This is a genomic window from Staphylococcus delphini (genome assembly GCF_900636325.1).
Taxonomy (GTDB): domain Bacteria; phylum Bacillota; class Bacilli; order Staphylococcales; family Staphylococcaceae; genus Staphylococcus; species Staphylococcus delphini.
Genome location: NZ_LR134263.1, coordinates 108,992 through 122,766, shown reverse-complemented (window position 1 = coordinate 122,766; position 13,775 = coordinate 108,992). Strand labels below are relative to the sequence as shown.

General features: G+C 39.8%; 12 protein-coding genes and 2 pseudogenes. 10 read left to right on the top strand and 4 right to left on the bottom strand.

Features of this window, described 5'->3' with window-relative positions; translation table 11 throughout:
* Window positions 1–132 precede the first annotated feature (132 nt).
* The gene (locus tag EL101_RS00550) at window positions 133–1,452 is read right to left on the bottom strand and encodes an MFS transporter (protein ID WP_096595997.1); all 1,320 of its coding nucleotides are present in this window, start codon (window positions 1,450–1,452) and stop codon (window positions 133–135) included.
* Window positions 1,453–2,097: 645 nt separating this feature from the next.
* Between EL101_RS00550 and EL101_RS00545 the strand changes: the two genes are divergently transcribed.
* The 8 genes and pseudogenes from EL101_RS00545 to EL101_RS00515 all read left to right on the top strand — a co-directional run bounded on the left by EL101_RS00545 (window position 2,098) and on the right by EL101_RS00515 (window position 8,769).
* A complete protein-coding gene (locus EL101_RS00545) occupies window positions 2,098–2,427 on the top strand; it encodes a DUF3870 domain-containing protein (protein ID WP_096595996.1) in 330 nt (109 codons plus the stop codon).
* A gap of 225 nt (window positions 2,428–2,652) precedes the next feature.
* Window positions 2,653–3,591 carry a hypothetical protein gene (locus EL101_RS00540; RefSeq protein WP_096595995.1) on the top strand — a complete coding sequence of 313 codons (939 nt, stop codon included), beginning with the start codon at window positions 2,653–2,655 and terminating at the stop codon, window positions 3,589–3,591.
* 14 nt (window positions 3,592–3,605) lie between these two features.
* On the top strand, window positions 3,606–4,865 hold the full coding sequence (gene fahA, locus EL101_RS00535; protein ID WP_096595994.1) for a fumarylacetoacetase: 1,260 nt from the start codon (window positions 3,606–3,608) through the stop codon (window positions 4,863–4,865).
* A gap of 20 nt (window positions 4,866–4,885) precedes the next feature.
* A pseudogene (locus EL101_RS13740) lies at window positions 4,886–5,045 on the top strand (homogentisate 1,2-dioxygenase); the annotation flags it as partial.
* Window positions 5,046–5,134: 89 nt separating this feature from the next.
* A pseudogene (locus EL101_RS00530) lies at window positions 5,135–6,055 on the top strand (homogentisate 1,2-dioxygenase); the annotation flags it as partial.
* 177 nt (window positions 6,056–6,232) lie between these two features.
* Window positions 6,233–7,417, top strand: coding sequence for a thiolase family protein (locus EL101_RS00525; protein ID WP_096595992.1), 1,185 nt, complete (start codon window positions 6,233–6,235; stop codon window positions 7,415–7,417).
* A 4-nt stretch (window positions 7,418–7,421) separates the two neighbouring features.
* On the top strand, window positions 7,422–8,120 hold the full coding sequence (locus tag EL101_RS00520; protein ID WP_096595991.1) for a CoA transferase subunit A: 699 nt from the start codon (window positions 7,422–7,424) through the stop codon (window positions 8,118–8,120).
* Window position 8,121: 1 nt separating this feature from the next.
* Window positions 8,122–8,769 (top strand): 3-oxoacid CoA-transferase subunit B, encoded by a 648-nt coding sequence (locus EL101_RS00515; protein ID WP_096595990.1) that lies wholly within the window; start codon window positions 8,122–8,124, stop codon window positions 8,767–8,769.
* A gap of 384 nt (window positions 8,770–9,153) precedes the next feature.
* Here the strand turns inward: EL101_RS00515 and EL101_RS00510 are convergent, their stop codons facing one another.
* From EL101_RS00510 to EL101_RS00500, 3 genes are all read right to left on the bottom strand, one after another.
* Window positions 9,154–10,338, bottom strand: coding sequence for an MFS transporter (locus EL101_RS00510; protein ID WP_096595989.1), 1,185 nt, complete (start codon window positions 10,336–10,338; stop codon window positions 9,154–9,156).
* Between the two features lie 218 nt (window positions 10,339–10,556).
* Window positions 10,557–11,450, bottom strand: coding sequence for a VOC family protein (locus EL101_RS00505; protein ID WP_096595988.1), 894 nt, complete (start codon window positions 11,448–11,450; stop codon window positions 10,557–10,559).
* Between the two features lie 14 nt (window positions 11,451–11,464).
* Window positions 11,465–11,908 (bottom strand): (4Fe-4S)-binding protein, encoded by a 444-nt coding sequence (locus EL101_RS00500; RefSeq protein WP_096595987.1) that lies wholly within the window; start codon window positions 11,906–11,908, stop codon window positions 11,465–11,467.
* A gap of 149 nt (window positions 11,909–12,057) precedes the next feature.
* Between EL101_RS00500 and EL101_RS00495 the strand changes: the two genes are divergently transcribed.
* Both EL101_RS00495 and EL101_RS00490 read left to right on the top strand, forming a co-directional pair.
* Complete coding sequence (locus EL101_RS00495) at window positions 12,058–12,543, top strand: cation:proton antiporter regulatory subunit (protein WP_096595986.1); 486 nt, start codon at window positions 12,058–12,060, stop codon at window positions 12,541–12,543.
* Between the two features lie 20 nt (window positions 12,544–12,563).
* Window positions 12,564–13,721: a cation:proton antiporter gene (locus EL101_RS00490; protein WP_240622706.1), complete on the top strand. Its 1,158-nt coding sequence runs from the start codon at window positions 12,564–12,566 to the stop codon at window positions 13,719–13,721.
* The last annotated feature ends 54 nt before the right edge of the window (window positions 13,722–13,775 follow it).

Genomic DNA, 13,775 nt, shown 5'->3' with positions numbered 1-13,775 from the left:
TGATCATTCAATTGGTATCCTCGCTTTTCTATAATGCAGCCGACTTTGACAGTTCATATGAGTTTCAAATCGAATGCTTTGACAGCTGTTGATCAAGCTTTGAATGGGGGCACACACCATAAGCTAAAAAAATTATCGTGTCGCACTGTATTTCTCCTGAACAAACAAGATGACAATTGCAGCAATTAAACATGGAATCGCAAATACAACAAAATTATAAATATACGGCAGTGTACCTAACCCTAAGATCAAGCCACCGATTAATGGCCCACAAATCCCACCAATTCTTCCAATGCCAATACCCCAACCTGTCCCTGTAGACTTAATTTGTGAAGGATAAAAACTTGCAATATAACTGTTGATCAGCATTTGTGTTCCGCTGGTTGTCGCGCCCGCAATGAAAAGTAAAGCATAAGTGATCAAAGCAACAGGTTTGAAACCTAAAAACATTAGGACTGCAAAACATGTTGCAAAATAAAGTACAATCACATACTTCACTCTAAACCAATCAGCGAGTCCCCCTCCAACAATTGCACCTGCAATGGAACCAATATTTAATATGAGTAAGAAGCTAATGCTTGATGTCAACGAATAACCTGCGTTCACCATCATTTGAGGTAACCAAGTACTCAAGCCATAAAGTGCAACTAAATTCATAAAAGAAGCCGTCCAGAAAATGAGTGTTGTCAGTGCCCGATGGTTTACAAATAAGTCGAACAGTTTATTTTTCTGTTCACCTTTTTCATCTTTTCTAAAAATATATGTGTACATTTGTGCGTTGTAGGTTGTTTGATTTGTAATACGGTTTAAAAGTTGGGCTAAATCTTCAAAACGCCCATGTCGATACGAATACTCAGGTGAATTGGGTACGACCTTTAAAATCAGTGGCACAAACAATATAGGTAGCGCCCCAACCCATAACATCGCTCGCCAACCCAATTGTGGTATGATAAACATCGCAACTAAAGAAGTGAGTACACTCCCAATCGGCACACCAATGTTCACTAATGTAACCACACTGATGCGTTTGTCTTTAGGGAGCACTTCTCCTAGAGAGGCGTTAAGCACAGGTAAAATACCGCCTAATCCCAATCCAGCAATAAAACGACAAACTGAGAAAAATATTGCGTTCATAGAGAAACTCGCAATTAATGTAAACAGTGAAAATAAAACAGTCGCTGCCACAATCGTTTGACGTCGTCCCAGCTTATCTGCCATCATTCCTAAAAACAACGCCCCGATGACCATACCAAAAAGCCCCGAGCTCGTAATCATCCCCGCCGTCTCTGGCGTAATATGCCATTCACGGATTAAAGAAGGGATAATATTTCCTAAATAAAACATGTCATAACCATCAAACATGGCTAACAAAATAAATACGAATAGCAACTTAAAGTGAAACGAATTCATTTTTGACCCATCAATAACTTTCTTAATATCCACGTTCCCCATTGTTTTCACCTCATTATTGTTTTTTAACTCGAACGCACTTGTTTGGTCAGCATGCAATCATCTTTGCCGCAACTTTAAAATCGACTGTGCCCAACAACATCTCCATCCTGTCATACTGCCTTATTTAACAGTCCCCTTAGACAGACGGACGTCTAAATGAGCGTCTTTTTGCTTTTTTAAGTTGTGGAACGATTCGTTTTTGACAGTTCATCCATCATACGACTACTAAAAATTGATCAGCCGTAAACACGGTCGCCTTGCAAGTGCGTAAATAACACGTGGTTCACCTCTTTCAACATTTAATCTGATTGGATAGGCAGCACTATCCCCTACATCACTCGAAATTTCTATGATGTGTGTCAGCACTACTCTTGCAATGTTTGGCTTGAGACTCCTGCACTGAGATGGTTAAAAATATAGCCATTTACATCTCCTCCTAGGAAAAATAAAAGGGCTAATCATCACTCATATAAGACAGAAAATCCTTACATTTCTGCTTATATCAAGTAATCATTAGCCCCTACTCGTTGATAGACTTGTTTTGAAAGCCGCGCGAGTAAACTAAATTGCTTTTTGTTGTATAATTTCATATAATGCTAGCACATTAAAATTAAATTGGCAATATTAAACAAAGGGGTAATATTTATGGGAGAAAACAACACAATTTTAGTCACCGGCTTTGCTCAATTACCGAAAGGCACACCACTTTATGAACTGCATCGTCATATCGCCTGTGTGTTAGAAATTGATTTAGAAACTGCCATTATTACAGATGCAAGCTTTAATTTTATATTATCTACGACCAATCAATTTCTTTCTAGTTTAGTCATTGGCTACTGTCTGCATGATGGTATTGTAGAGCTGAGTAAAACGATACAAACTAAATTTATTTCAGGTGAACAAAAGGCGCTCATCCAATCTATTAACGCGTGTTTTGATCGCTACCAATATTTTTTAGAACGTTCGCGTCAATAAAAATTTGACATTTGTGTGAACTTGAGTAACAATTAAGAAAATACAATCAATTGTTTTGTGATTTTGATTGGTCTATTTACAGGGGTAAACGTTCACTTTACCTTGACGTAAATAATAGCCAGCAATCTATACAAAAATTTTTAAGTGCGTATGAAAGCGCTCTCATTTATTTTGTGTAGTTTTGCTGGCTTTTCTTTTTACAATTTTAAATAAGGAGGCAGCATCATGACAAACATGTTTAATGTTTTTGAAAAAAAGCTGATTGATTATGCCGGCATGTTTCCACCTACGCAATTGCCACTGGATGAAGCAATTCGAAATTATGCAGCCTACATTAGAACAGATGACGCATGGATGATTAATACATTCGTTATGCCATTCAGCCATATCGATCAACTGACACCTTATGCATCACTATATTCAGCAGCCTATCCACTTCGCTTATCCGTCACTTTAGGAAAATCTGAGACGTATTCGGCAACGAAAGACCAGTTGAGTGATGTACGTCAAACGTTACAAGATTTAGTTACACATCACCATGACTGGCTCTCTGTAGATGCTTTGGAAATTCCTATTGATACGTTAATTTTCGAGCATCCAGTATTGGAAGAGATATGGACACTGTCCCAAGCATTAGAGGCAGAAGCCTTTATGGAAATCCAAATGATTGGACGAAATGATTTTGAACAACACATTAGCCACATGTTAGAAGCCGTCAAAGTTTTTAACGACCAGCATGATGCAACACTCAAAGTCAAACTGAGAACCGGTCATGTTGACCCAACACAAGTCCCTACTACCGCTCAGATTGCGTACTTCATTCAGCAAGTGCATCATTTCGGTTTAGCGATGAAGTTTACAGCCGGTCTCCATCATCCTGTACGCATGTATCGTGATGAAATTCAGGATAAAATGCATGGTCATTTAAATGTCTTTGTTGCTGCTTTTCTGGCTAGCCAATTTGACCTACCACATTCAGTCATTCAAGCCATATTAGACGAAGAAGATGTGCAAAATTTCACTTTTACTGATGAAGCACTCGGATGGCAATCCTATGTTATAACCCTAGAAGATGTGCAGCATCAGCGTCTAACACACTTCAATAGTTTCGGCAGTTGTAGCTTTATCACACCGACCTCTGAACTACGAGAACTCATTCAATAAAGGAGCGACTCAATATGAAATCATTTTTAGACATTGATCCAAAATCAGACTTTCCAATACAAAATTTACCTTATGGTGTATTTTCAACAGCAAATGACGCCGATAAGCATGTGGGTGTCGCAATTGGCACATATGTTTTAGATGTCACAGCATTAGAGCGAGAAGGCTTGTTGGACGACGTACTTCAAGGCCATCGCAATGTTTTTAATCAAGGCGTTATTAATCCTTTTCTTGCATTAAAAAATGACATATGGTCTGCTGTGCGCAAAAAGTTACAAACGTTATTGTCCATCGAAGACGAGACACTGCAGTCTCATGACGCACTAAGGGAACGTGTATTGATTTCTCAACAAAACATTCAACTTCATGTTCCTGTCAAAGTAAATGATTACACGGATTTTTATGCATCCAAAAATCATGCAACCAATGTAGGGACACTATTCAGAGGTAAAGACAATGCTTTAATGCCGAACTGGACACATCTCCCTATTGGCTACCACGGTCGTGCAAGTTCTATCGTTATGAGCGGCACAGCTATTCAACGCCCGGTTGGCCAAACCAAACCTAAAGATGCAGACCAACCTTTATTTGGACCTTGTCAACAATTAGATTACGAATACGAAATGGGCTTTATCGTAGGTTATGGCAATGCGCTCCAAAACCCCATCGATGTAAAACACGCAAAAGACCATGTATTCGGCGTCGTGATTGTCAATGACTGGAGTGCTCGCGATATACAAGCGTGGGAGTATCAACCGCTGGGACCTTTCTTAGCCAAAAACTTTGCCACATCCATTTCACCTTGGATTGTGACAATGGAAGCTTTAGAAGCCTTTAAAACGGCAGGCCCCCAACAAGATCCAGTTCCTTTTGACTATTTGCAAGACCCAGAATCAGACAACAGTTTTGATTTAACATTGGAAACGTATCTTAAACCTGCTGAAGTCGATGTGCCTACAATGATTGCACAAACAAACTATAACTCAACGTATTGGAGTATTGCTCAAATGGTCGCACACCATACAATCACAGGGTGCAATCTTCAAACAGGAGACATGCTTGCAACTGGAACGATTAGCGGTAAAACACGACATGAGCGTGGCAGCCTCATGGAAATTGCTTGGCGCGGTAGTGAACCTGTTCAAATCGGCAACGTGACACGCAGTTGGTTAGAAGATGGAGATACTTTGACAATGAAAGCCTACGCAGAAAACGGCACATATCGCATCGGATTTGGTGAAGTCACAGGAACAATTTTACCTGCACAATCATAATCAAGGATGGAGGAATTTTTATGACATTTTATCAACAAAGGGGTATCCTTCCGCACAAACGACATGTACAGTTTAAAAAAGCAGATGGGACATTATACCGGGAACAATTGATGGGGATGAAAGGTTTTGACGGTGTGCAATCCCTACTGTATCACCATCATTCACCTACAGAATTCTTTAAATCAACATATGAAGGGGCATTCGAACCCGCTTATGAAACGCAAACAGAGTTACGGCCACGTGCCTTTTTCACGGACTTAGCGAAAGACAAAGCAGGGGATGCGATTTCAGGCCGTGAATATATTTTAGGCAATGACGATTTGCTCATTGGTGTTGCGACGACAAACAAAGCGATGGACTATTTCTACCGCAATTCAGATGGGGATGAATTGTTGTTTGTTCATTACGGCTCCGGCAAAATCGAAACTACTTTCGGTACAATTCATTATCATCGTTGGGATTACGTTAAAATTCCTATCGGTACAATTTATCGTGTCATTCCTGAAGAAGAAACAAAATTCTTAGTCGTAGAAACAATGAGTTGGATTACAACACCAAAACGCTATCGTAATGAATACGGACAATACCAAGAACATAGCCCATTCTGTGAGCGTGATTTTGTCGGACCAGAATCGTTGGATACTCATGACGAAAAAGGTGAATTCGAGGTGCTCACACGTAAACATAACCAGTGGCATAAGCATTACTTTAAACATCACCCATTAGATGTTGTCGGTTGGGATGGCAATATTTATCCTTGGAAGTTTTACATTTTAGATCACGAACCGATTACTGGACGTATCCACCAGCCACCTCCAGTACACCAAACTTTTGAAGGACATAACTTTGTCATCTGTTCATTCGTGCCACGATTATTTGATTATCACCCTGATGCGATTCCTGCACCGTATTACCACAGCAATATCGAAAGTGATGAAGTTTTGTACTATGTGGACGGTGATTTCATGAGTCGGAAAGGCATTCGTGAAGGTGCAATTACACTACATCCTGGTGGTATTCCTCATGGACCGCATCCTGGCAAAATCGAACAAAGTATTGGCGCTGAAGCAACAGCAGAATTAGCCGTGATGATTGATACATTTAAACCGTTAAAAGTATTAAAAGATGCACAGTACATGGAAGATGAAGCATACCAATACAGCTGGGTAGAAGAAGAATTAAAAGATTGATGACGCCTTCGCTGTATAACAAATCACATCACAAAGTGTGAAAATACTTGAATGCATAATGATTCGTGCGTTCACTCAGCACTTTTTATCCGCTTCAACCGTGTCGAGTGGGACTATGAACGCTTTCAGATGAAATCAGAGTATCTGTCCCACTCTACTTTTCAAAGGAGGTCCATTATGACAAAAATCGTCATTGCTGAAGCCTATCGATCGCCTATTGGGACATTCGGTGGTGCTTTTCAACATATTTCAGCAACAGAAATCAATTCTCAACTCATTGCGCATATTTTAAAACAATCCGGCTTGCAAGGAGATGACATTGATGAAGTCATTGTCGGCAACGTCCTACAAGCGGGATTAGGTCAAAATCCGGCGCGCATTTCAGCCATTACCGGGGGCGTTGCGGAAAGTGTCCCTGCCTTTACAGTCAATAAAGTTTGTGGCTCTGGTTTAAAAGCGATTCAACTTGCCTACCAATCCATTCGAGCTGGAGACAATCACATCGTACTTGCAGGCGGGACTGAAAATATGTCTCAAGCGCCCATGTTATTAGACAACGGGCGGTTCGGATTTAAAATGGGACATCAAACATTACGTGACAGTATGATTCATGACGGTTTAACGGATGCCTTTCACCACTATCATATGGGCATCACAGCAGAAAATATTGCTGAGGCATATCATATTAGTAGGGCACAGCAAGATCAATTTGCACTTGAATCTTATCAAAAAGCCATTCGAGCACAGCAAACTGGCGGATTCGATAAAGAAATATTACCTATCGAAGTGCCGCATCGAAAAAAACAAATAATCACGGTCTCTAAAGATGAAGATGTGCGTGAGGATACAACATTAGAAGTACTCCAAAAATTAAAACCTGTCTTTAAAAAGGACGGTACTGTGACTGCTGGCAATGCTTCAGGTCTTAATGATGGCAGCGCAATGATGCTCGTCATGACAGAAGAAAAAGCAAAAACACTTAACATCCAACCCCTCGCAACGATTGAAGGCTTTGCATCGAGTGGTGTCAGTCCAGCAATGATGGGCATGGGGCCTGTTTCAGCCATACAGCGCTTAATGGAGAAAACGAATCATAGCTTAGATGAAATCGATGTCTTTGAAATTAACGAGGCGTTCGCGGTACAGTCACTGGCAGTTTTACAAGCATTGAACCTGTCCTCTGAGCGCGTCAATCCTAAAGGTGGCAGTACCGCATTAGGCCATCCAATCGGCGCTTCAGGTGCCCGCGTGTTGGTGACACTGCTTCATCAATTAAGCGATGAAAATCCTCATGGCGTGGCTTCTCTATGTATTGGTGGCGGCCAAGGTATTGCCATTAAAGTCTCACACTACAAGGGGTGAAAAAATGAGCGGAAAAGTTGTGAATCATATCAATGAAGCATTGAAAGATCTTGAAGATGGGATGACCCTGCTTGTCGGAGGGTTTGGGTTATGTGGCATTCCAGAATATGCAATTGAAGCCATACGCCAAAAAGGCACAAAAAACTTAACTGTAGTAAGTAATAACTGCGGTGTTGACGACTTTGGTTTAGGACGTCTTTTAGATAATAAGCAAATTGCCAAAATGGTCAGTTCTTACGTCGGTGAAAATAAGATTTTTGAAAAACAACTCATTAATGGTGATCTTGACGTTGAGTTAACCCCTCAAGGGACGCTAGCAGAAAAGTTACGTGCTGGGGGCGCAGGTATCCCTGCATTTTATACACAAACGGGCGTCGGAACACAAGTTGCTGAAGGAAAAGAAACGCGAGAGTTCAATGGTAAAACTTATTTATTAGAAGAAGCCATTACTGGGGACTTTGGTATTTTAAAAGCACAAAAAGCAGATACATTTGGAAATCTTATTTTTAATCAAACAGCACGAAACTTCAATCCGTTATGTGCAGTAGCCGCAAAAACTACGATTGTTGAAGTGGAAGAAATCGTTCCCGTTGGTGAAATCGATCCTGACCACGTCCACCTACCTGGCGTATATATTGATTACATTTTTTTAGGCAAACAATATGAAAAACGTATCGAAAAGCGCACGATTAAGGAGGGATAAGATGGATAAAAAAACACAACGTCAAAAAATCATTCGACGCGCAGCCCAAGAAATTAAAAGTAACATGGTCATTAATTTAGGAATTGGGATGCCGACTTTAGTAGCGAATGAAATGAACGATCACGTCGAAAATGTGTACTTCCAATCAGAAAATGGTTTGCTTGGGATTGGCCCGTATCCGTCAGAATCAGAAATCGATCCTGACCTTATCAATGCAGGGAAAGAAACCGTCACAGCAGTCAAAGGCGCATCTTTTTTTGACAACGCGGATTCTTTCGCCATGATTCGAGGTGGACATATTGATTTAGCCATATTAGGCGGCATGGAAGTCTCCCAGAACGGCGACCTTGCCAACTATATGATTCCTGGTAAACTCGTCAAAGGAATGGGAGGTGCCATGGATTTAGTCGTAGGTGCTCAAAAAGTAGTTGTCATAATGGATCATGTTAATAAATACGGAGAGTCAAAAGTCAAAAAAAAATGTACGTTGCCTTTAACAGGGACGCAAGTCATTACGCGATTAATTACCGATTTGGCTGTTTTTGATTTTAAAGATGGCCAAATGTGGCTCACAGAACTTCAAGAAGGCGTCACATTAGAAGAAGTCATCGCTAAAACAGAAGCAGAATTTGAAAATCAGTTAAAATGACCTATTTCGCTCGACCGAGATAGCGATCACACGATTGGATCAAACGCCACTCATCATTAGCGTCACGACACAGTATATATTGCTAAAATCAAGCCTTGAACAACGCAACCTTTCATATATGATGTCAATAACCATCGCGCACACCAAAGTGATCGATGGTTATTTGTTGTAAGATGCTTTTATTAATAGAGACGGCTGAGACTTTAATTTTTCTTCTACCATTTCACCTTTTTGATGCGCCCCTAAACTCAAAACCATACTATTTTCTATCTTTAGTATTAACAAACCCTACTTTTTCACGTTTTATTTTGTAGTGATGATCAATTATATTCTGTTTGCTTAACTTGAAACTTTTGAGTACACGATTAAGATGTCATCATATTCCTAACCATTTAATGAATTTATCTCTCTTAAAAAACGTCTCAAATATGCATACAATGCCAATGTAAGGACGGCAACACTCAAAAAAATGAAAACTTGATGGCCATTCAACATTAAACCAAAAAACAACAATGCTACAGGAGATGCAACTTGTAATAAAGTTTGTTGGAGCCTCATGACATGTGCTTGATACTGAACTTCAGTCACTTGCTGTAAGTATAGAGCATCTGGAATATTCGCTAAAGTGCGAGACATGTGCATCAATCCATTCAATACAAAAAGCAACAGCATCGCCAACATTGTGTTGAACTCTAATATGGCGATACCCCCAATGAGTAACATCGTAACAGATTGTAATATCATCGCACGTCGATAAGTCAACTTCAGAAGGTCTTTCTCAGAATAAAAATATGAGACGACAAATCCCCCTACTGTTCCACCTAACATCACAATCCCCCATTGCAGTGGAGACAACTGCATCGATTGAACTGCTACGATGGGCATTCCTATTGAAAAAGCTTTAGCTAAAAAGTCTAATGCAATCACAACGACGCAAAAACGCCACAATGATTCTTTTTGTTTTAAATATTGATATCCTTTTCGCAAACTTTCTTTACTATATCTATTTTCAAAGTTCACCTCTTTATTTAATGGCAAATTCAACACAAAGAGAATCGCCAGACCTTCCGTTAAAAGGTTGAACAGTGCTAAAGTTTCAATATTAAAGACAGCAATCATGAGGCCTCCGATTATCGGTGCTAACACATGAATTGCTGTTTTAATTATAAGTGTTAATGATATGTAACGCTCAACGTCTTCTTTCACAATATGATCAACATTGACATCGATCAACATTCGAATTACAGTATCTGTCATATTGAGCATAATGCCTAAAATAATGATGTAGTTAAAGCACATGTCAAACACAATCGTGAATACAAACAGAAAAATCACATTGAGCAACTGTAAAATGATGACCATCATTTTATTATGATAGCGACCCGCAAAGATGCCTAACAATGGTGCCGTCAACAGTGTAGAGATGGCAATCGCTGTCAAATAAAGGGTGAAACTGGCTGTGCTGTCCGTATGCTGTAATATGTAAAATGCACATGCGAAACTAAATATGCGCGAACCGATAGATGAGACGCTATTGAATAAAAGCAAGCTCGCTGTTTTAATACTCATGGTGTTTCTCTCCTCGCTAAAACCTTATACTATTTATCCCACAACCCTCGAATTTTGTCAAAAGTGTAAATGTTAATATTTTATTTATTATAATTTATTATTTTATTTTTTATATAATAGTGAGGCGAGTCACTTCTTAGCGCACAGTAAAAAGCCAATGAAAAATCACGTTGTACGTTCATTCTCATTGGCTTTCATATGGATTTCAATTTCGTGCGTCATTCGTCTAATTCAGGAAGTTCAGCTAACAATGCTTCTCTTTCACTTTCATATTGAGGTGGTAACATCAGTTTTTGACCGAGTTGATCTTTAGGTTCGTCACGTTCAAAGCCTGGTCCAACTGTCGCCACTTCAAATATAATATGCCCGCGTTCTTTCGTATAAATCGCATTGAAATAGTTGCGGTCTTTCACTTCTGTCACTGGATAACCTTGGCTGATGAGCTCTTTTCGCCATGCAAGATGTTGTTCATCGTTATCGACAGACCACGCAATGTGATGCCCTGTCCCCACGCCCCATCGCCCATTCGGCAGCGGTGTTTTAGGAATCAGGATATGATGTTTCAATGCGCCTACTGTTTCAAAGTGGAAGTAGTCTGCATCATGTTCAAGCTCAGTTAAACCAAAATCATCCGTCAGCTCTTTTGCAGTTTCTTCAGGACGTAACGATAAAAGTACTGACCCGTGAAAACCAACAATTTTGTTCGTCTCACCTTCTTCATCACTTTCAACGAGTGCTAAGTCAAGACCATGCACATCTTCAAATTCAATCGTTGGACGGTGGAAAAGCTCGGTTTCTGTTGTTTCAATCTCATAGTCTTTCAAACGTTGAATCCAGTAGTCTTTAGAATTTTTAGGAATTCTAAAAGCAATACGACCGACTTGACCACTCCCGACACGACCGTCATAAGCGTTTGCCCATGGGAAGAAAGTCATAATTGTACCTGGGTCTACATTATCATTTGAGAAATATAAATGATACGTACCTGGGTCGTCAAAGTTCACTGTTTTTTTAACTAAACGTAAGTGAAGCACATTTTCATAAAAATCTTTATTTTCTTTTGGATGGCCTACGATTGCTGAGATGTGATGGATATTTTTAATCGGTTCCATAATCTCAATCCTTTCTAATTATCGTTTTCTTCATCTTGAATCTTTTTGTAAAACTGTGCTTTGTCCCCTTGCTTACTGAAACTTTTACTGTAAAACGGTGGGTTGTCCGTATTCGATACGTCGCTCGTTAAAATAGCACGATTTAAATGCATCATCTCACCGTTGTACACTAAATCAAAATCACCATACATAAAGATTTCACCGTCATCGCCATAAATGACTCTCGTTTGACCATGTGTCTCACGTTCGTATAATGGACTTTCATACGTTAATGCACCGCTCGGACACCGTTCAATCACCTTGATGACATCTTCTACTGATGCGTTGTCGGGCTGTACCCAAGGTCTTTGATCCACATCAAAGACTTTGCCTAGTCCACGGACACATTCAGCCGCATGCACACACCGTTTTGGCTCGAAGTAAACATTAATTTTTTCACCCGTATACTGTTTTGCCATGTTCCCCACTCCATTCTTCATACTTTGATAGACGGATTTGACCCTTCATTCATTACCGTCTATAATTTAATCATAATAGTATAAATATTATACTCAAAACCATTTAGAAGCGTAAAGTAAACAACCTTTTCCAACAAGGAGGCTTTCACATGGAAGGACAAATCATCCCAGGTGTAGGGACTCAATACAGTCTCACTACAACGAACAATGAAACGGTACACGTCATCTTACACTACAATGGGAAACGAGAAATTTATATTACTGACGATGATGAAGATGTCATTGCCAACATTGGATTAAATGAAAGTGAAGCAAGAGAAATCGCATTAAAATTAATGGACGTCAACCACGATACTATGGAAAAAAAAGCGTTCGAACGTTTTACATTATTGCGTAAACAAATGCTCGTGGATTGGATTAAAGTAGGTCAACTTTCTCCATTAAAAGACATGAATATCGAACAAGCTGAACACCGTGTGCCAAATGGCGTGAACATTGTCGGGATTAGTCGCGGTTCGGACATTATTCCAAAACCTGATTCAAGCGAACGGATACATGAAGGGGACATTTTACTCGTCATTGGATATAACGATGCAGTTTCAGAATTCGAAGCCGTTTGTCGACCACAAGGATAGCGCTTATGGACTTTTCTAACATGTCTGAAGTCCTCCTGAGCGGGCTCTTAATTTCACTCCTTTTTATTAGCGCTTACCTTGCCAATCGAATTAAAGCACCTGATATTATTATCTTTTTACTCATCGGTATCGGGCTCGCGTTCTTTGTGAGCCATTCTGAAATATTAGAGTTTGCTGCAGAAGTAGGTATTGTGTTGATGTTTTTCATGCTCGGGATGGAATTCCCTGTCAATCAGCTCAAGAAACTCGCACTCAATATTTACAAAGCTGGCTTATTAGACCTCTTCTTATCATTCGGGGTGACTGTCGCTTTACTCCTTGTTATGAAACAACCTATTGAGATTGCTTTATTACTAGGCGGCGTTGTTTATGCGACAAGTTCATCCATTACCGTTAAACTCCTGGAGAAAAACAATCGAATGACAACAAAAGATTCTAACTTCATCTTAGGCTTACTCGTTTTTGAAGATATTGTTTCTCCATTACTCGTGACGATCATTGCGAGTCTGTTCATGAGTCAAGCATTAACAGCAACCGGTTTGTCACTCGTACTCGTTAAAATAATTGTATTGCTCGCTGGGGCAATTCTCATCGGACAGTTTATTTTCAGAAAGCTTGGACCTTTTGTCGATAAATATGTCAACGAAGATTTCTTTATTTTATTTATGGTCGGCATTAGCTTAACGTATGCCGGTATTGCGATTCAGCTCGGCCTATCAGAAGTATTCGGTGCCTTTTTAGCTGGAATTATGTTGGCTGAAATACGCAAAACAGCGATGTTACAACAAACTGTGCGTAATCTACGCAACCTCTTAATGCCGATTTTCTTTATTAACTTTGGATTGTCGATTGAACTCACTGCGGGTATTTCAATGGTCAACGTTTTAATCGTTCTCGTTGTCTGGTCGGTCTTATCAAAACTCATTGTCGGCTATGTGGGTGGCAAACAGTTTGGGCTTAACAACGTCCCTGCATTACGCGCGGGATTGTCCTTCACACAGCGCGGTGAATTTTCAATGATTATCGCAGGATTTGCCTCGACACAAATTAAAACATTGAGTGGGATATTCATCCTTATCTCTGCCATTATCGGTGTAACACTTTTCCAATTCGCACCGAAAATTGCAAAACGTGTATTTAAAAAGCAGAAAAAAGCATCCCTTCCAGGCAGCGCGTAAATTTGCCATATGCTTTAAAAGTTTGATTGTCTGACATGATATTTTTTGATCAAA